The 17,405-nt window shown below is 72.0% G+C and carries 14 protein-coding genes; 10 read left to right on the top strand and 4 right to left on the bottom strand.

What is annotated here, in order from left to right:
* The first annotated feature begins 6 nt into the window (after positions 1–6).
* Positions 7–813, top strand: coding sequence for a DUF5984 family protein (locus BR98_RS19825; protein WP_232247467.1), 807 nt, complete (start codon positions 7–9; stop codon positions 811–813).
* A gap of 18 nt (positions 814–831) precedes the next feature.
* Here BR98_RS19825 and BR98_RS19830 read toward each other — a convergent pair whose 3' ends face one another.
* Positions 832–1,614: an SMI1/KNR4 family protein gene (locus tag BR98_RS19830; protein WP_035846488.1), complete on the bottom strand. Its 783-nt coding sequence runs from the start codon at positions 1,612–1,614 to the stop codon at positions 832–834.
* Positions 1,615–1,751: 137 nt separating this feature from the next.
* On the opposite strand from BR98_RS19830, the gene BR98_RS19835 reads away from it, so the two are divergent.
* Both BR98_RS19835 and thpR read left to right on the top strand, forming a co-directional pair.
* The gene (locus BR98_RS19835; RefSeq protein ID WP_035846490.1) at positions 1,752–2,384 is read left to right on the top strand and encodes an AAA family ATPase; all 633 of its coding nucleotides are present in this window, start codon (positions 1,752–1,754) and stop codon (positions 2,382–2,384) included.
* Positions 2,385–2,457: 73 nt separating this feature from the next.
* Positions 2,458–3,048, top strand: coding sequence for an RNA 2',3'-cyclic phosphodiesterase (gene thpR / locus BR98_RS19840; protein ID WP_035846493.1), 591 nt, complete (start codon positions 2,458–2,460; stop codon positions 3,046–3,048).
* A gap of 28 nt (positions 3,049–3,076) precedes the next feature.
* Here thpR and BR98_RS19845 read toward each other — a convergent pair whose 3' ends face one another.
* Positions 3,077–3,673 (bottom strand): TetR/AcrR family transcriptional regulator, encoded by a 597-nt coding sequence (locus tag BR98_RS19845; protein WP_035846495.1) that lies wholly within the window; start codon positions 3,671–3,673, stop codon positions 3,077–3,079.
* 78 nt (positions 3,674–3,751) lie between these two features.
* Between BR98_RS19845 and BR98_RS19850 the strand changes: the two genes are divergently transcribed.
* On the top strand, positions 3,752–4,519 hold the full coding sequence (locus tag BR98_RS19850; RefSeq protein WP_035846497.1) for an SDR family oxidoreductase: 768 nt from the start codon (positions 3,752–3,754) through the stop codon (positions 4,517–4,519).
* A 201-nt stretch (positions 4,520–4,720) separates the two neighbouring features.
* Here BR98_RS19850 and serC read toward each other — a convergent pair whose 3' ends face one another.
* Together serC and BR98_RS19860 are read right to left on the bottom strand one after the other, a co-directional pair.
* Complete coding sequence (gene serC, locus BR98_RS19855) at positions 4,721–5,842, bottom strand: phosphoserine transaminase (protein WP_035846499.1); 1,122 nt, start codon at positions 5,840–5,842, stop codon at positions 4,721–4,723.
* A gap of 111 nt (positions 5,843–5,953) precedes the next feature.
* Positions 5,954–7,054: a citrate synthase 2 gene (locus BR98_RS19860; protein ID WP_035846501.1), complete on the bottom strand. Its 1,101-nt coding sequence runs from the start codon at positions 7,052–7,054 to the stop codon at positions 5,954–5,956.
* Positions 7,055–7,440: 386 nt separating this feature from the next.
* On the opposite strand from BR98_RS19860, the gene pdxH reads away from it, so the two are divergent.
* From pdxH to fxsT, 6 genes are all read left to right on the top strand, one after another.
* Positions 7,441–8,064: a pyridoxamine 5'-phosphate oxidase gene (gene pdxH / locus BR98_RS19865; RefSeq protein ID WP_035853116.1), complete on the top strand. Its 624-nt coding sequence runs from the start codon at positions 7,441–7,443 to the stop codon at positions 8,062–8,064.
* Between the two features lie 287 nt (positions 8,065–8,351).
* On the top strand, positions 8,352–8,531 hold the full coding sequence (gene fxsA, locus BR98_RS19870) for an FxSxx-COOH cyclophane-containing RiPP peptide (protein ID WP_035846503.1): 180 nt from the start codon (positions 8,352–8,354) through the stop codon (positions 8,529–8,531).
* A gap of 16 nt (positions 8,532–8,547) precedes the next feature.
* Positions 8,548–10,995, top strand: coding sequence for an FxsB family cyclophane-forming radical SAM/SPASM peptide maturase (locus BR98_RS19875; RefSeq protein WP_035846505.1), 2,448 nt, complete (start codon positions 8,548–8,550; stop codon positions 10,993–10,995).
* A complete protein-coding gene (locus tag BR98_RS19880; RefSeq protein ID WP_051969954.1) occupies positions 10,995–11,816 on the top strand; it encodes an aminoglycoside N(3)-acetyltransferase in 822 nt (273 codons plus the stop codon). The genes BR98_RS19875 and BR98_RS19880 overlap by 1 nt, the downstream gene beginning before the upstream one ends.
* 130 nt (positions 11,817–11,946) lie before the next feature.
* Complete coding sequence (locus BR98_RS19885; protein WP_157537849.1) at positions 11,947–13,350, top strand: TIR-like protein FxsC; 1,404 nt, start codon at positions 11,947–11,949, stop codon at positions 13,348–13,350.
* A 73-nt stretch (positions 13,351–13,423) separates the two neighbouring features.
* Positions 13,424–17,404 carry an FxSxx-COOH system tetratricopeptide repeat protein gene (gene fxsT / locus BR98_RS19890; RefSeq protein WP_035853122.1) on the top strand — a complete coding sequence of 1,327 codons (3,981 nt, stop codon included), beginning with the start codon at positions 13,424–13,426 and terminating at the stop codon, positions 17,402–17,404.
* The last annotated feature ends 1 nt before the right edge of the window (position 17,405 follow it).

A 17,405-nucleotide genomic window follows, 5' to 3' on the forward strand; every position in this document is an offset into this window, starting at 1 on the left:
TGATCGGTGATCCACACCGACCCCGCGATTCGCTTCCGCTTCGGACTGACTCCGTTGGAGAAGGTCAAGCCGTGGGGTGCCGAGCGTCCCGTGTTCCACTGGTTCGGGCTGACCGACGGCTGGTACGGCATCGACCTCGCCGGCCATGAGGTGCTGCGTTACTCCGAGCGCAGTGTCCGGGAGCTCCGGAGCGACAGCGACGGTGGCCAACCGCACCCGTACGTGGACTACTACGTCGCCCGCCTGTGGGAGGACGTGATCGCGCTCGTGTCGGAGGCGATGGAACCGCTGCCACCGGACCTGGTGGACGTCGCGGCCGACACCTCACCGGACTGGACGTGGCTTGAGGCGCCGGAGGCCGAGGCCGCACTGAGCTGGCACAGCGCGGGCTACCTGGACACCGGCTATCTGCGCATCGCGCCGCGCATCCGTTGCTGGCGCACCGTCATCGGTGAAGGCGACACGGTGACCATCAGCTGGGAACATCAGGCGGACCCGGAGGGCGTGATCGAGTTCGTCGGCCCGCGGACGGGGCGGGTGACCGTACCGACGGGTGAGTTCCTCGCGGCGGTGACCGAACTCGACCGGGCGCTGTTGGCAGCCATGGACCGACGCATCGGCGAACTGGAAGAGGCCGGTCCGGTGCCCGGTGTCGAAGTGGACGTGGAGCAGTTGCGCCGCGAGCACCGGGACCGGACGACCTGGTTGCAGCGCGCCCGGGACCGCGAGCCGGGTACGGACTGGGACGCCGTACGTGTCGGTGCGCGCATGCTGCTGGCCCCTGGGGCAGCAGAGAAGGACCAGGCGGGGTAGGGAAGTTGCCCGACCGACTCAGGTGGCGCCGGTGGACAGCCAACTGAGGAGGTCGTCGGTCAGCCATTCGCCGACGCCGGGGGTTTCGATGTCGTTGTCGCCCGCGCCGAGGTCGAGGCGGTAGACGGACGGCCGGTCGGCGGTGCTGCGGCGGATGAAGAGGCCGTTCCCGCCGCTGTCGTCGCCGATCAGGATCCAGTCGGGCTGGTACTCGCCGACCTCGTAGGTCTCGTTGCGTTCGAGGATGTCCTGCGGGCCGTAGATCGTGATGCCGTTGGGGAGTTGGACACCCGGTGTCGAGCGCCAGAGGCGGGCCAGCGCGGGGACGGGTCCGCCGCCGAGTCCGCTGGTTTGGGCCACCTGGACGGTCAGGAAACCCGCGAACGTGTCCGCCACCAGGTCCTCCGCACCGCTGTGGCGGCCGCGTCGGACGACGGCGTGCTCCGCCGGACCGTCGAGCACGAGGTGGTAGGTGTCGCCGCCGTCCGCTTCGGCTGCGGCGTAGAAACAGAGCCGGTCTCCGTCGAGACGCCAGCCGGCGGTGACATCGTCGGCCCCGCCTTCGCCGGCCTCGCCTTGGCCGGCCTCGCCTTCGCCGGGCGGGCCGAGACGCGCGAGCGGTGCGCCGTGGAGCGAGCCGTCGTTGTACTCGGCCAGCCACCAGCGGTACGAGGGGGCGAGCGGGCCGAGGGCCGATTCGGCCGAGCGGATCCACGCCTCGGGCGCGCCGCACTCGGGGCGGTTGGTGATCGCGGGGGAGCTGTCGATCAGGGCTCGGAGGAGGACGAGGTCGGGCGTCATTGCCGCGAGTCTGGCACGCGGTCAGGGGTAACGCAGGGCGAGGGTGAGGAGGAGGGTGGCGAGGGGGAGCAGGGCGGCGAGGGTGACGGTGTAGGCGGCGGACTCACGGCGGGCTGACCGCGCAGTAGGGTCTTGCCATGCTCCTGTGGATCAACGGCCCCTTCGGTGGCGGCAAGACGCAGACCGCGCACGAGATCCAGCGACGGCTCCCCGGCAGCGTCATCTGCGATCCCGAGCACGTGGGTTTCGGCCTGCACCGGATGACGCCGCCCTCGCTGCGTGGGGACTTCCAGGACCTGCCCGCTTGGCGGCAGGGCGTGAACGAGGTGCTGGACCGCGCGCTCACCGAGTACCCGGGCACGGTGATCGTGCCGATGACCATCACGGAGCCGGCCTACTTCCGCGAGACCGTCGGACGACTCCGCGAACGCGGCCATGACGTACGGCACTTCGCACTGCTGGCCGATCGCGCGACAGTGCTGCGGCGGCTGCGCGAGCGCGGCTTCGGGCATCTCGTGCAGTTCGTCGCCGGGAAGGACGCCCCACTGCGCCGGGAGAGCTTCGCGCTCTCGAAGCTCGACCTCTGCCTGGAGCGCCTGCGCGAGCCGGAGTTCGCCGAGCACCTGTGGACCGACGACCTCACGATCCGGCAGGTCGCCGACCACATCGCCGCCACGTCCGGACTGACCCTCACCCCGAACAGCGACAGCCCGCTCCGCGGCCGCCTCCGCCGGGCCTGGACCGGGGCCAAGCACATTCGCTTCGACTGACTCGGCCACGACCCCCTCGTGCCCGGGATCGCCGACAGGCCTCACCCCCGACCCGAAGTGGACAATGGGAGCCATGAGGCTCTTCGTGGCGGTCCGGCCGCCGATCGAGGTGCTCGCCGAGCTGGAGTCGGCCGTCGCGCCGTTGCGCGCGCTGCCCGGGGCCGAGCGGCTTCGCTGGACGCTGCCGGAGGCGTGGCATCTGACCCTGGTCTTCCTCGGCGAGGTGCCGCAGGAGAGGCTGCCCGAGCTGCGGGACGGGCTGGCGCAGGTGGCGCTCGGATACGTCGTGCACCAGGTGCGGCTGGCCGGTGGCGGACGGTTCGGGGACCGGGTGCTCTGGGTGGGGCTGGCCGGGCAGACCTGGGCGTTGCGCTCGCTGGCTCGGGCGGTGACCCAGGTGGCGAGCGAGGTGCTCGCGGTCGAGGAGGAGTTCTCGTACCACCCGCACCTCACGCTGGCGCGGGCCGGCGGGCGCGGGCACCACAGTCACCCCGGGCGCGAGGAGCGGGCCGCGCTGCATGAGGCGGCCGAGCGGCTGGAGACCTTCGAGGGGGCCGAGTACTCGGTGACGAGCATTCAGCTGATGAGGAGTGACTTCGGCAGCGGGCACGGGCCCGTGCACTACACCAGCGTCGGCAGCTGGGATCTGGCCTACCCGCAGTAGCCCGCAGCGGCCCGCAGCAAGCGGGCGCTCAGCTCGGCCAGGCCGCCATCGCCGTCTGCGCGATCAGCTCCAGTTCCTCCCGCGACGCCCCGTCCCTGGCCTGCTGCGACATCCCCTGCACCACCGCTGCCGTGAAGCGCGCCAGCGCCCTCGGGTCGGTTGCCGCCGGCTCCTCCCCGCGCGCCACCGCCGCCGCGATCCGTTGCTCGAAGTCCTCGAGGTTGGCCTTCCGCAGCACCAGCAGCGCCTCCCGCACGTCGGGGCTGCCGCAGTTGGCGGCCGCGCTGACGACCAGGCAGCCGTGCGGGCGTCCGGGCGCCGTGTACTCCGCCGCCGCCTCGCGCAGCAGTCGCGCGATGCCGGCCCGGACCGTCGGTTCCTCGGCCAGCGCCCGGGCGCCGAAGGCGCCGTAGGTCTGCCCGTAGCGGGCCACCACCTCGTCGAAGAGCGCCCGCTTGTCGCCGAAGGCGGCGTACAGGCTCGGCGGCCGGATGCCCATGGCCTCGGTGAGGTCGGCGATCGAGGCGGCCTCGTACCCCTTCTCCCAGAACAGCAGCATGGCCGCGGCCAGCGCCGCCTCGCGGTCGAAGGACCGGGGGCGGCCGCGGGTCGGGGTGCTGGTCATGCCCCGATTCTATATCGCTCGCTACAGAAAGCGTGTTACGGTCCTTTCCATAGTGATCGCTACAGAAAGGGCGGGGCGATGGGCAAGCTTTCGGGCAAGACGGCGCTGGTCACCGGCGGCAGCCGGGGGATCGGCAAGGGGATCGCGCTGCGCCTGGCGGCCGACGGCGCCTTGGTCGCGGTGCACTACGGCAGCAACGAGGCGGCGGCCAAGGAGACGGTGGAGGAGATCACGGCGGCCGGCGGCCAGGCCTTCGCGATCGGCGCCGAGCTGGGCATACCGGGCGACGCGGCGGCGCTCTGGGCGGCCTTCGACGCCGGCCTCGCGCAGTACGGGGGCCGGCCGGGGCTGGACATCCTGGTCAACAACGCGGGCATCTCGCTCTGGGGCAAGGTCGGCGAGGTGACCGAGGCCGACTTCGAGCGGGTCTTCGCGATCAACGTCAAGGCGCCGTTCTTCATCGTCCAGCAGGGCCTGGAGCGCCTGCGCGACGGCGGCCGGATCGTCAACGTCTCCTCCGGCGTGACCCGGATCGCGTTCCCGGCGATCACCGCGTACTCGATGACCAAGGGCGCGCTCAACACCTTCACGCTGACCCTGGCGCAGGACCTCGGCGCGCGCGGCATCACGGTCAACGCGGTGGCGCCCGGCATCATCGACACCGACATGAACAGTTGGCTGGACGACCCGGAGGCGCGGGCCGACGCCGAGTCGTACTCGGTGTTCAACCGGGTCGGCACCGCCGGCGACGTGGCCGACGTGGTCTCCTTCGTGGCCAGTGACGACGCCCGCTGGGTCACCGGCCAGTACCTGGACGCCACCGGGGGCTCTTATCTGGGGAAGTGACCGCGCCGGGTACCGTAGGGAAGCGTGGACCCCAAGACTCGCATGCGTATCGTCTCCGGCGCCCTGGGCCTGATCCTGGTGGCCGTGCTGATCGGAGCGCTACTCGGTAAGTAACGCGAAAAGCCTGCGCGGACAGCCTGCGCGGACAGCAGGAAGGGCCGCTGCCGGTGAACCCGGCAGCGGCCCTTCAGGTGCCGGGACTCAGAGCTGCTCGACCACGTAGTCGATGCACGCGGTCAGCGCCTGCACGTCCGCCGGGTCGACCGCCGGGAACATCGCGATCCGCAGCTGGTTGCGGCCAAGCTTGCGGTACGGCTCGGTGTCCACGATCCCGTTGGCCCGCAGCGCCTTGGCGATCGCGGCGGCGTCGATCGACTCGTCGAAGTCGATGGTGCCGACCACCTGGGAACGCTCGGCCGGCTCGGCGACGAACGGCTGCGCGAACGAGGACTTCTCGGCCCAGTTGTACAGGTGCGCCGAGGATTCAGCCGTACGAGCGACGGCCCAGTCGAGCCCGCCGTTGCCGTTCAGCCAGTCCAGCTGGTCGGCGAGCAGGAACAGGGTCGAGATCGACGGGGTGTTGTACGTCTGGTCCTTCGAGGAGTTGTCGATCGCGGTCGGCAGGTCGAAGAACGGCGGGATGTAGCGGCCGGAGCCGGCGATCTCGGCAGCCCGCTCCAGCGCGGCCGGCGAGAACGTGGCCAGCCACAGACCGCCCTCGGCCGCGAAGGACTTCTGCGGCGCGAAGTAGTAGACATCGGTCTCGGTGATGTCCACCGGCAGGCCGCCGGCGCCCGAGGTGGCGTCCACCAGGACCAGCGAGCCGTCACCGGCGGTGCCGGCCGGGCGGCGGATCGGCATCGCGACGCCGGTCGAGGTCTCGTTGTGGGTCAGCGCGTAGACGTCCACGCCCGCCTCGGCGACCGGCAGCGGGTGGGTGCCCACCTCGCTCTTGATCACGGTCGGGTCGTCCAGCCACGGCACGGACTTGACCGAGGAAGCGAACTTGGAGGAGAACTCGCCGAAGCTCAGGTGCTGCGACTTCTGGCGGACCAGACCGAGGGCGGCGATGTCCCAGAAGGCGGTGGAACCGCCGTTGCCGAGCACCACCTCGTATCCCTCGGGGAGCGAGAAGAGGCTGGTCACGCCCTCGCGCACGCGCTTCACCAGGTTCTTGACCGGAGCCTGGCGGTGCGAGGTGCCGAGCAGCGAGGTACCGGTGGCGGCGAGGGCAGTCAGGGCCTCGGGGCGCACCTTGGACGGGCCGCAGCCGAAACGGCCGTCTGCGGGCTTGAGGTCAGCGGGGATCTGGATCTGGGCCACGCGCGCAGCCTACTGCTCCGCATGGTGGAAGTCCGCGCATTGTCCGGCCGCTGAGATGTGATCTTCAGCGGCCGGACCCCACGGTCCGTCAGGTGACGAGTCGGCTCGCGATCAGTGCGCGATCGACTCGTAGCCCTCGACCTCGCGCGGGCTGCGCGGGCCGGGACCGATGTAGCGGGCGGCCGGGCGGACCAGGCGGCCGGTGCGCTTCTGCTCCAGGATGTGCGCGGACCAGCCGGCGGTGCGGGCGCAGGTGAACATCGAGGTGAACATGTGCGCGGGGACCTCGGCGAAGTCCAGCATGATCGCGGCCCAGAACTCGACGTTGGTGGCCAGCACGCGGTCGGGGCGGCGGTTGTGCAGCTCCTCCAGCGCGGCCTTCTCCAGCGCCTCGGCGATCTCGAAGCGCGGCGCGCCGAGCTCCTTGGCGGTGCGGCGCAGCACCCGGGCGCGCGGGTCCTCGGCGCGGTAGACGCGGTGACCGAAGCCCATCAGGCGCTCGCCCTTGTCCAGCGCGTCCTTGACCCACTTCGCGGCGTCGCCGGTGCGCTCGATCTCCTCGATCATGCCGAGCACCCGGGACGGGGCGCCGCCGTGCAGCGGGCCGGACATCGCGCCGACCGCGCCGGACAGGGCCGCGGCCACATCGGCGCCGGTGGAGGCGATGACCCGGGCGGTGAAGGTGGAGGCGTTCATGCCGTGCTCGGCGGCCGAGGTCCAGTAGGCGTCGATCGCCTTGACGTGCTTGGGGTCGGGCTCGCCGCGCCAGCGGATCATGAACCGCTCGACGACCGTCTCGGCCTTGTCGATCTCGCTCTGCGGGACCATCGGCAGGCCCTGGCCGCGGGCCGACTGGGCCACGTAGGACAGTGCCATGACGGCGGCGCGGGCCAGGTCGTCGCGGGCCTGCTCGGCGGAGATGTCGAGCAGCGGCTTCAGGCCCCAGACCGGGGCGAGCATGGCGAGCGCGGACTGGACGTCGACCCGGATGTCGCCGGAGTGCACCGGGATCGGGAACGGCTCGGCGGCCGGCAGGCCGGGGTTGAACTTGCCGTCCACCAGCAGGCCCCAGACGTGCCCGAACGACACGTGCCCGACCAGCTCGTCGATGTCCACGCCGCGGTAGCGCAGCGCACCGCCCTCGCGGTCGGGCTCGGCGATCTCGCTCTCGAAGGCGACTACTCCCTCAAGCCCGGGTACGAAATCGGACATCACGCGGCTCCTCAGTGACGTGACAGGCCTCGCCGCCGTTGGTGGGGCAGCAGGGCCGGTGACCGTTTTGGTGTTTGGCACTCGGTGCCAGAGTGGCAGGCACGGGGTGCATTGCGCCATACACCACTGCGGTGATGTTTCCCTAAGGCCCGCTCGACCTCACGTCGTACCCGGCGAAAACCGGGGATTTTCCGGTGAAACCGGCCACTACCGGACAGAGTTCCGGCCCGCGAGCTGCTAAGCGGTGGCGAGCCACCATATCTCTTGATGTCGAGATTCCATAGGCGGAGCGTGGTTCCCCGCTTGTCGTACGGGATGATGTTGGCGTGCAGACCCCGGAACGCGCCCAGCCCGCGCACCAGACCTCCGCCGCCAACCTCGCCCGGATGCGCCGTCAGTACGCCGAGGAGGGACTCGCCGAGCAGGACCTGGCCGCCGATCCGGTGACCCAGTTCTCCCGCTGGTTCGCCCAGGCCGAACGGGCCGGGTTCCTGGAGCCCAACGCGATGGTGCTCTCCACCGCCGACGCCGAGGGCCGACCCAGCTCGCGCACCGTGCTGCTCAAGGGCTTCGACCCGCGCGGCTTCGTCTTCTTCACCAACTACGGCTCCCGCAAGGGCGCCGAGCTGACCGCCAATCCGCACGCCTCGCTGCTCTTCCCCTGGCACCCGATCGACCGTCAGGTGATCGTCTCCGGTTCGGTGGAGAAGACCGGGCGGGACGAGACTGCCGCCTACTTCCGCACCCGCCCGCACGGCTCCCAGCTCGGCGCCTGGGCCAGCGAGCAGTCCAGTCCGGTCGCCTCCCGCGAGGTGCTGGAGCAGCGGTTCGCCGAGCTGGCCTCCCGCTACCCCGAGGGCGAGGGCGTTCCGGTCCCGCCGTTCTGGGGCGGCTTCCGGGTGGTGCCGCGCACGGTGGAGTTCTGGCAGGGCCGGCCCAACCGCCTGCACGACCGGCTGCGCTACACCGCCGAGGGCGAGGGCTGGGCGGTCGAGCGGCTCTGCCCCTGACCGAGAGCGGGGCGGGTACGCCACGAGTAGACGCCACTGAGCCGTTCGGGCCATGGCCATACGCGGATTGGACTAGCCTGCTCGGGCGGTCTTCTATGGCCGAATCGGGCCATGAAGTACGCGCCCTCGCAGGTCCGCGCAGCTCGGGACCTACGTACCCCGAGCGGGGTTGCGACGCGTAGGCACTCCGGCAGATCCGCCGTTCTGCTACGGGGGCCACCGGGAGCTACCTTTTACCCACACTCGGTGCCCTTGAATCGCACCACCTGTTGAAGAGGATCTCCGCCATGACCACTGCCCTGGTTCTTGAGTCCGCCGAGTACGTCGGCCCGCAGGCCGAGCCTCGGACGTCCCTGGACCAGTTGGCCACTCTGGGGGTGGCGGAGCTCACCGCTCAGCTGCACCGGGCGCTGCCGGCCGAGGAACTGGGGCAGGTCCCGGTCGCCGCGTTCAACTCCTCGATCTGACGGTACGTCAATCGCGATGGTGCCGTTCTCGCAGGTCGTGCTGAAGGTGCACAGCCGGTGCGACCTGGCCTGCGACCACTGCTACGTCTACGAACACGCCGATCTCAGCTGGCGTGGTCGCCCCCGGGTGGCGAGCGAGCGGGTACTGGCGCAGGCGGCGCACCGGCTCGCCGAACATGCGAGGGCGCACCGACTCGCCGCCGTGCACGTGGTCCTGCACGGTGGCGAGCCACTGCTCGCCGGGCCCGCGGTCCTGCGGCGGGCAGCCGAGCTGTTACGCGCGGCACTGCCGCCGGGCTGCGCGCTGGACCTGCGGATCCACACCAACGGGGTGCGCCTGGACCGCGCCTTCTGCGAGCTGTTCGCCGAGTTGGGGATCCAGGTCGGGATCTCCCTGGACGGCGACCGGGCGGCCAACGACCGGCACCGCCGGTTCGCGGACGGCCGCAGCAGCCACCCCCAGGTGCTCGCCGCTGTCGAACTGCTGCGCACTCCCGAGTTCCGGCACCTCTACGCCGGGCTGCTGTGCACCATCGACGTCGAGAACGACCCGATCGCGGTCTACGAAGCGCTGCTGGCACTGCAGCCGCCGCGGATCGACTTCCTGCTCCCGCACGCGACCTGGGACACCCCGCCTCCTCGACACGGCCGCGACACCCCGTACGCGGACTGGCTGTTGGCGATCCACCAGCGCTGGGAGGCACAGGGGCGGCCGGTCCAGGTGCGGACCTTCGACTCGGTCCGGCGCACCCTGCGCGGCCAGTCCAGCCTGACCGAGTCGCTCGGCCTGGAGCCGTCCGACCTGGTGGTGATCGAGACCGATGGCACATTCGAGCAGGCCGACAGTCTGAAAACGGCCTACGACGGCGCACCTGCGACCGGTTTCGACATCTTCGCGCACAGCCTGGACGAGGTGGCCCGGCACCCTGGGATGATGGCCCGTCAGTCCGGGCTCGCCGGGCTCAGCGCGCAGTGCCGGGCCTGCCCGGTGGTGCTCAGCTGCGGCGGCGGGCTCTACGCGCACCGCTGGCGCACTGGCTCCGAATTCGACAATCCGTCCGTCTTCTGCGGAGACCTCATGCGGTTGATCACCACCATCCGGGACCGGGTGACACCCACGGCGCCGCTCACGGCCCAGCCCGGTCGCGAGCCGACGGAGGATCAGCTCGACCAACTGGCCCACGGGTACGGCGACGGCGCGACGGTCGACGTGCTGGCGGCCGGGCAGCTGGACCTGACCCGCCGGCTGCTGGCGGCGGTCGGCCCGGCGGCCGGCGAGGCCTGGCAGCTGCTCACCGCGCTGGACAGCGAGTCCCCGGCGGCCGTGGACGCGGTGCTCCGCCACCCGTACGTACGGGCCTGGGCGGTGCGCTGCCTGCGCGGGGCGGACGGCGAGCAGGCCGACCTCGGCGGACTGGCCGAGATCGCCGCGGCGGCCGCCGTGCGGGCCGGGCGGAGCGTCGAGCTGCGGGTGCCGGTCCGCGGCGGCGCCGTCCAGCTGCCCAGCCTGGGACGGGTGCTGGTCGGCGGTACGGGGGAGGCGGTGCTGCGCGGCGGACCGGACAGCTTCACCGTGCGGACCGTGGGCGGCGCCGAGCAGGTGATCGCCTTCGACCAGCAGGGCGGCGAGCGCTGGCTCCCGGTCCGCCGCCTGGGACTGCCCGGCGACGGCCGGCTGCCCGGTGACGCCCGGCGGTTCGGCGAGGGCCGGCCGCCCGGCAGCTGGACGGTGGCACTGGAGGACACCGATCCGCAGCGCGACAGCCACCAGTGGCCGGTGGAACAGCGGCTGACCGACCCGGCGGTGGCGGACTGGACCGGCGCGCTGCGCGAGGCCTGGGAGCTGATCCAGCGCGACCTGCCGCAGTACGCCGCCGGCATCGCCGCCGGACTGAGCACCATCACCCCGCTGCGCCCGGGACCGAGCGGACGGGACGTCAGCGCCGCCGCCCGGCAGGCCTTCGGCGCGGTCGGCATCGCCCGCCCCGCCACCGCGCCGATCCTGGCGCTGCTGCTGGTGCACGAGTTCCAGCACGTCAAGCTGGGCGCCGTACTGGACTTCCACGACCTCTACGACAGCACCGACCAGCGGCTCTACCACGCGCCCTGGCGCCAGGACCCGCGCCCGCTGGAGGGCCTGCTCCAGGGCAGCTACGCGCACCTGGCGGTCTGCGAGTTCTGGGGCTCCCGGGTGCGGGCCTACGACGGGCTGGCCGGGGCGCCCGCCGAGCTGGCCAGGCGGCAGCTGGCGCTCTGGCGCGGGCACACCGACCGGGCGATCGACACGCTGCTCGGCTCGGGCTCGCTGACCGTGCTGGGGGAGCGGTTCGGGCACGGGCTGCGGGCGAGCCTGGACCGCTGGCTGCGGGTGGAGGTCGGGGCCCGGGCCGAGGCCGCCGCCGAGCAGGCGGTGGCCGAGAACCTGGCCGAATTCCGGGAGCGACGCACCCCCGCCGACGTCTGATGCGCACCCCGCAGGAGCTGACGGCGCAGCTGCGTGGCCTCGGCGTCGGCCCGGGCACCGGTGTGCTGCTGGTGCACGCCGCACTGCGCTCGCTCGGCCCGGTGGTCGGTGCCTCGGCCGGCGTGCTGGCCGCGCTGCGGGCCGCGCTGGGCCCGGACGGCACCCTGGTGGCGTACACCGCGACGCCGGAGAACTCGGCCACCTCCCGGCTGCACCAGCAGGCCACCGCCGGGTTCTCGCCGGTCGAGCGGGCCGCTTACCTGGCCGCGATGCCGCCCTTCGACCCGCTGCGCACGCCCTGCTCACCGACGGTGGGCCGGCTCTCCGAGGAGCTGCGCTGCACCCCGGGCGCGGTGCGCAGCACCCACCCGCAGACCTCCTTCGCGGCGCTCGGCCCGCGGGCCCGCCCGCTGCTGGCCCAGCACCCGTACCACTCGCACCTGGGCGAGGAGTCCCCGCTCGGCGCCCTCTACCGGGCCGGCGCCTCGGTGCTGATGCTCGGTGCGCCGCTGACCACCTGCACCGCCTTCCACCTGGCCGAATACCGGATCCCCAGCCCGCCGCAGAAGCGTTACGGCGCGGTGGTGCGCGGTCGCGGCTGGGTCGGCTTCGACGGGGTGGACCTGGACGACCGGCACTTCGCGCGGATGCTGGAGACGATCCGGCCGCGGCTGCGGGCCCGCTGCGGCCGGATCGGCGGCGCCGAGGCGCTGCTGATGCCGCTGCGACCTGCGGTGGACGCGGCGACCGAGTGGCTGCGGGCGGAGCTGACGCCCGATGAGACGGGTGGGGCGGACCGGCAGATGCGGGCAAACTCCTGACAGTTGACGGCGCACTGACGCATGATCAGTGAGGCAGGGAGGTTCGGTGCTATTCCCCTGGGGAAGCTGACCTTCCTACACTGAAAACTCCCCTGCGGGGGATCAGGCGGTCGGCGCCGGGGGAGGCTGCGTGAACGACGCTGAAGGCGGGCGGAAGGCCTCGGCGAAGCCGCATTTCTTCCTTTCCTACGCGCATATGCCACCGGTCGGTTCGCGCAATCCCAACCTGCGGGTCAGCCAGTTCTACGAGGACCTGTGCGAGGCGGTGCTGCAGCTGACCCCGCTGCCCACGGCCGAGCCGGTCGGGTTCATGGACGAGACCATGCACCAGGGCGACAACTGGGCGATCAAGATATCCGAGGCGTTGGCCACCTGCCGGGTCTTCGTCCCGCTCTACCACCCGCGGCTGTTCCGCAGCACCCCGTGCGGCCAGGAGTGGTACACCTTCGCCCAGCGGGCCGCGAACGCCCCCGGCGGGCCGGCGCACAACAGCGCGATCGTGCCGGTGCTCTGGGTGGGGATGCGCGAGGGCGCACTGCCGCCGGTGGCGAGCGCCGTGCAGTACAACCACTCCAGCTTCCCGCGCGCCTACACCGAGGACGGGCTGTACGCGCTGATGGCCCAGCGCCACCACCAGGGGCTGTACGAGAAGGTGGTCTACAAGCTGGCCCGGCGGATCGTCGAGGTGGCGCTGGAGACCGTGGTCCCGGTGGTCGAGCCGGTCGACTTCACCACCAACCCGTCGGCCTTCCCCGGCCGTTCGCCTGCCGACGAACTCACCATCGCGGTACTGTCGTTCAAGGACAGTGAGGTGCCCGAGCACCGCGACCCCGGTTACTACGGCCCGGCCCGCACCGACTGGCAGCCGTATGTGCGCGGCGGGGACACCGCGCTGGCCGAGAAGGCCGCGCAGCTGGCCCGGCAGTGCGACCTCAACCCCACCATCCACGAGTTCGACGCCCGGGCGGAGCACCTGATGGAGCTGGAGCGGCCGCAGGGCCCCGGCGTGGTGCTGCTGGACCGCTGGGTGCTGCAGGACCCCCGACGGGCCGCCCTGGTCGCCGAGTTCGCCCGCCGCAACCCGGCCTGGGTGACGGTGGTCGAACCGTGGAACCGGGACGACCCGCAGTGCGCCGCCCAGACCGCTCCGCTGGCCGCGCTCAGCGCCCAGGTGCTGCGCCGCAGCACCGCCCCGCCCCGGCCGACCTTCCGGCCGGTCGCCGGGGACGGCACCGACCCCGAAGGCATCCCGACCGCACGGGACTTCGGGCTGCTCTTCCAGCACGCGGCGATCCGGGCGCAGAAGGCCTTCAAGGAACGCGGGCTGACCCGGCCGCCCGGCACCGGCGAGACCAGGCCCCGGCTGCGGGACGCGTTCGGCCCGCCGGGACGGCCGCCCAACGGCAGCACTGGCAGCACCGGCAGCACCGGCAGTACTGACAGCACCACCGGCACCAACAGCACGAACAGCACCGAGGACGAGATCAACGAAACAGACCACGACAGCACCGGTGGGGGAGACCATGACGTCTGAGCGGACCCGCAACCTTCGGGTCGGCGGCCGCGGCCCGGCGCCGCAGACCGCACCGGTGGTCGGCCCCCGGCCCTTGGACGAGGACCGGCAGGGCCGGATCATCACCTTCTACTCGTACAAGGGCGGCACCGGCCGCACCATGGCGCTGGCCAACACCGCCTGGATCCTGGCGGCCAACGGCTACCGGGTGCTCACCGTGGACTGGGACCTGGAGGCCCCCGGGCTGGCCAAGTTCTTCCACCCCTTCCTGGACCCGGTCGAACTCGCCGAGGCACCGGGCGTGATGACGCTGATCAACGACTACCGGGAGGAGGCGCTGCGGGAGACCGAGCTGCACGCGGACGCGCTGCTGGAGCCCGAGCGGTACGCCCAGGAGCTGCGCGAGATCGGCCACCACCCCGGCTGGCACCTGGACTTCGCCAAGGTCGCCGGGCACGCCGTACCGCTCTCCTGGGGCGGCTTCCCGGTCGGCGGCAGCATCGACTTCCTGGCCGCCGGCCGCCAGGACCGCGACTACTCGGGCACCCTCGGCTCGCTCGACTGGGACCTGTTCTACGAGCGCTTCGACGGCGGCCAGTTCTTCGACGCCCTCCGCGCCGACATGCGCAAGCGCTACGACTACGTGCTGATCGACAGCCGCACCGGCCTGTCCGACACCGCCGAGATCTGCACCGTGCAGATGCCGGACGAACTGGTGGTCTGCTTCACGCTGAGCGACCAGAGCATCGACGGTGCGTCGAGGATCGCCCAGCACATCGCCGACCGCTACCGGGACCGCGGCATCCGGATCCTGCCGGTCCCGATGCGGATCGACGACTTCGAGAAGGACAAGGCCGACGCGGGCCGCTCGCTGGCCCGGATCCGCTTCGAGGGGCTGCCCTCGGGCCTGTCCGGCGAGGAACTGGTGCACTACTGGGGTTCGGTGGAGATCCCGTACCGGCCGTTCTACGCCTACGAGGAGATCCTGGCCACCTTCGGCGACCAGCCGGGCACCCCGACCAGCATGCTCTCGGCCTGCGAGCGGCTCACCGACGTGATCACCCAGGGCCGGGTGGCCGGGCTGCCGGCGATGGACGAGGAGGTGCGGCTGCGCTACGTGGAGGCGTTCACCCGCCGCCGCCCGGCCGTGCCCGCCGACATCTACCTCAGCTACGTGCCCGAGGACCGGATGTGGGCCGACTGGATCGAGTACGTGCTCGGCGCGGCGGGCTTCCGGGTGCTGCCCCGGGACGTCGGCGCCGGCGCGGACACCCGGGCCGACACCGAGCGCTCGGTGGACGCGGCCTTCCGCACCGTCGCCGTGCTCTCGCCGGCCTACCTGCGCTCCCCGCAGGCCAGGGCGCTGTGGGAGTCGGTGGTCGGCTCCGACCCGTCCGGCACCCGGCGCCAGCTGATCCCGGTCCGGGTCGGCTCCACCCCGCTGGCCGCGCCGTTCAGCAGCCGCAACCCGGTCGACCTGGTCAACCTCAAGGAGCCGCAGGCGCTGGCCGCGCTGATCAAGGCACTGGGCCGGGAGGAGGTGCCGACCGTGGACACCGCGAGCGGCCCGCGCTTCCCCGGCACCCAGCCGGAGATCTGGAACGTGCCACCGCGCAACAGCTACTTCACCGGCCGGGCCGAGGTGCTGGAGCGGCTGCGCAACCAACTCGGCGGCGGCGCCACGGCGGTGCTGCCGGTGCCGCAGACCCTGTACGGCCTCGGCGGCGTCGGCAAGACCCAGGTGGCGCTGGAGTACGCGCACCGGTTCATGGCCGACTACGACCTGGTCTGGTGGATCTCGGCCGAGCAGGAGGACGAGATCCAGGGCCAGCTGGCCGAACTCGCCCGCAAGATGGGCCGCTCCACCAACGAGCCGGTGGCGCACGCCACCGAGATCGCGCTGGAGGCGCTGCGCCGTGGTGAACGGGCCAAGCGCTGGCTGCTGATCTTCGACAACGCGGACGAACCCGGCGAGATCCGCCGCTACTTCCCCGGCGGCTCCGGCCACATCCTGGTCACCTCGCGCAACCAGGCCTGGGCCACCCACGCCGAGGCGCTCACCATGGACGTCTTCACCCGCCCGGAGAGCATCGACCACCTGACCCGGCGCACCGGCGGCGCCCTGGGCCGGGCCGACGCCGACGCGGTGGCCGAGGCGGTCGGCGACCTGCCGCTGGCCGTCGAGGTGGCCGGTGCCTGGCTGAAGGCCACCGGCACGCCGGTCCCGGACTACATCGCGGCGCTGCAGAACGAGGCCGCCCGGGTGCTGGAACTCGGCCGCCCGGTCGACTACCCGATGACGGTCGGCGCCACCTGGCGGGTCTCCATCGCCCGGCTGCGCGAGCAGTCCCCGGCGGCGGCCCGGATGCTGCAGCTGTGCGCCTACTTCGCGCCCGAGCCGATCTCGATGAACCTCTTCTACAGCGACCAGATGATCCGGGCGCTGGTCCCCTACGACCCCGGGCTGAGCGACAAGTTCCTGCTCGGCCGGGTGATCCAGGCGATCGGCCGGTACGCGCTGGCCAAGGTGGACGCGGCCGCCAACAGCATCCAGGTGCACCGCCTGGTGCAGGAGGTGATCCGCTCCGAGATGACCACCGCCGAGCAGGAGACCACCATCCACGAGGTGCACCGGATCCTGATCGGCGCCCGCCCGGTCGTCGGGGACACCGACGACCCGGCCAACTGGCCCGCCTTCGAGGAGATCTGGCCGCACCTGTCGCCCTCTCGGGCGCACGACTGCGACGAGTCGGACACCCGGCAGCTGATGATCGACCGGGTCCGCTACCTGTGGAAGCGCGGCGAGTTCGTCCAGGCCCGCCGGGTCGGCCACCTGCTGGACGAGGCCTGGACCGCCAAACTCGGCGAGGACGACCGGCAGACCCTGCTGCTGCGCTTCCAACTGGCCAATGTGATGCGCTCGCAGGGCCAGTACGCGAGCGCCATGGAGCTGGACGAGGACACCCTGGAGCGCCAGCGCCGGGTGCTCGGCGCCTACCACCCGTACACCCTGATGACGGCCGGCTCGCTGAGCGCCGACCGGCGGGCCCTGGGCGAGTTCGCCAAGGCGCTGGAGCTGGACCGGGAGATCCTGGACCGGTTCCGCGAGCAGTTCGGCGAGGACAACCCGCGCACCCTGTCGATCGCCAACAACCTGGCCATCGACTACCGCCTGGTCGGGGACAGCAAGTCGGCCCAGGAACTGGACCAGGACACCCTGGACCGGCGCGCCCTGGTGCTCGGCCCCAAGCACCCGTACACCCTGTCCAGCAAGTCCAACCTCGCCCGTGACCTGCGCGAACAGGGCGACTACGAGGGATCGGTGACGATCCACCAGGAGGTCGACGAGGCCTACGCCGAGGTGCTGGACATCGACGTGCCGGAGATCCTGCGCAACGCCAAGGCGCTGGCCGTGGCGCTGCGCAAGGCCGGCCGGCAGGCCGAGGCCCGCCGGCTCACCAAGGAGACCTACGAGCGCTACCTGGAGCGGTACGGCGAGAACGCGCCGGACACGCTGGCCTGCGCGCTCAACCTGGCCGCCGACTACAGCGCGGGCGGCGACAAGGACGCGGCCCGCGACCTGGCCCGGCAGGTCTACGTCGGCCACCAGCGGCTCTTCGGCCACGAGCACCCGTTCACCCTGGCCTGCGCCAACAACCTGGTGATCTACCTGCGCGGCAGCGGCGGGGTGGAGGAGGCGGTCTCGCTCGGCCGGGCCACCGTGGCCACCCTGACCAGGGTGCTGGGCGCCGACCATCCGTTCACCCTGAACGGGATGATCAACCTGGCGAACGCCTACGGCGACCTCGGCCACCTGGGCGAGGCCGAGAACCTGGAGCAGTCCGCCTACCGGGGCCTGTGCGAGCGCTACAGCCCGCGCCACCCCGACGCGGTCGCCTGCCAGGCCAACCTGGCGGTCACCATGCGCGCCCAGGGCAGGGTCAACCAGGCCGCCGAGATGCGCTCGCGCGCGGTGACCGAGCTGATCCGCCAACTCGGCGAGGAGCACCCCAACACGGTGTCGGCGCGCGGCTGGAAGCGGATCAACCGGGACCTGGAGCCGCAGCCGGTCTGAC

Origin of the sequence: Kitasatospora azatica KCTC 9699, assembly GCF_000744785.1 — a bacterium.
GTDB classification, from domain to species: domain Bacteria; phylum Actinomycetota; class Actinomycetes; order Streptomycetales; family Streptomycetaceae; genus Kitasatospora; species Kitasatospora azatica.